This is a genomic window from Allobosea rubneri, from assembly GCF_032464875.1.
Lineage (GTDB): Bacteria > Pseudomonadota > Alphaproteobacteria > Rhizobiales > Beijerinckiaceae > Allobosea > Allobosea rubneri.
This window is the reverse complement of the sequence record NZ_JAWDID010000129.1, coordinates 1-1,157: the sequence shown is the minus strand read 5'-3', so window position 1 is coordinate 1,157 and position 1,157 is coordinate 1. Positions and strand designations below refer to the sequence as shown.

Annotated in this window: 1 protein-coding gene; it reads right to left on the bottom strand. The window is 60.6% G+C overall.

Annotated elements, in window-relative coordinates:
• A partial coding sequence (locus RKE40_RS29580) for an RNA polymerase sigma factor (protein ID WP_316021726.1) occupies positions 1-611 on the bottom strand: 611 nt, incomplete at its 3' end.
• Positions 612-1,157: the final 546 nt, after the last annotated feature.

Sequence of the window (1,157 nt, the reverse complement as noted above, 5' to 3'; positions counted from 1 at the left end):
GCGCCAGACCATCCAGCAGAGACGCTTGCAGCATCAGCTGAAGGCCGCATAACCTCAAACCCAGATGAGCCAGAGCCTCCGTTCCTGAGACATCGAAACAGCCTCAAATCATCTGACGACGGACAGGAGACGGCGAGCAGTGCTGAGCGAACATGGCGATGGGCAGTAGCCACGGAGATGTCGAGGTGCTCCGCGACCTCCTCAAGCGTGAAGCCTCCGAAACGATGCATCTCGACAGCGACACGCATCTCGACCGGAAGCGTAGCGAGCACTTCGGACACGATCCGGACCTGGTCGTTCAGCAGGAGGGATTGCTCGGGCGTGGCCTCCTCCTGAGGCATGGCCCAGAAGGGAAGGCCGCCATCGCTTTCCCGCTTTTCGATCCTGCGGTGTTTCAACACATCGAAGGCGAGATTCCGGACGATGCGGTAGAGATAGGCGAGCGTCTGCTCCGGCGAACCGATCCGGGCTGGGGACGGCGCGAACCGCAAGAACGCATCCTGCACGATGTCCTCGGCCGCCTCGCGCGAGCCCAGGATAGGCGTGGCATGATCTATCAAAGCCGTGCGGTGAGCGAGGAAGACGCCCTTGCGCACCTCACCCGTGCTCATGAGCACCGTCCGCGCCGGAGGCGGAGAGGGGGGCTACGACGCCGCGTCGTCTCCCGGATCAACGAAATGAACATTGCAGATCAGCCCGGCATTCCGATCTCAGGGGATTATGAATCAAGATCGACCACCTGCTAATATCTTCAATGGATAATCCTGCAACTACAATGATTTAGAGTGATTCCAGCATTCGCCGGAGATCGGCGCGCCTTCTGCGGTCTTGTGACTGATTTCATTACTGCCCGCCGCGATTTCGGCGGCGCAGGAGCCACGAGCATCATCCGCACATTCCACGGACCACGTTGCAGCCGCGCCACACATGGCCGGGCCGGCCTCACTATCTTTATCTGCAAGCGCGGCTGCAAAAGACCGACTACCGCTCCTGCGACAGCCGATTTCCTTGAGGTAGTCTCGCGCCACTTGGACTAAGCCGCTCTCGCGGCGGGGCACTGCGGCGCGGTCATTACTGAGATTTCGCCCGTGAGGCGCTGCATCCGAGGATTTTGGGGTCCTTTCCCCTGATCCTCGGAGGTCTCCATGATCGATCCC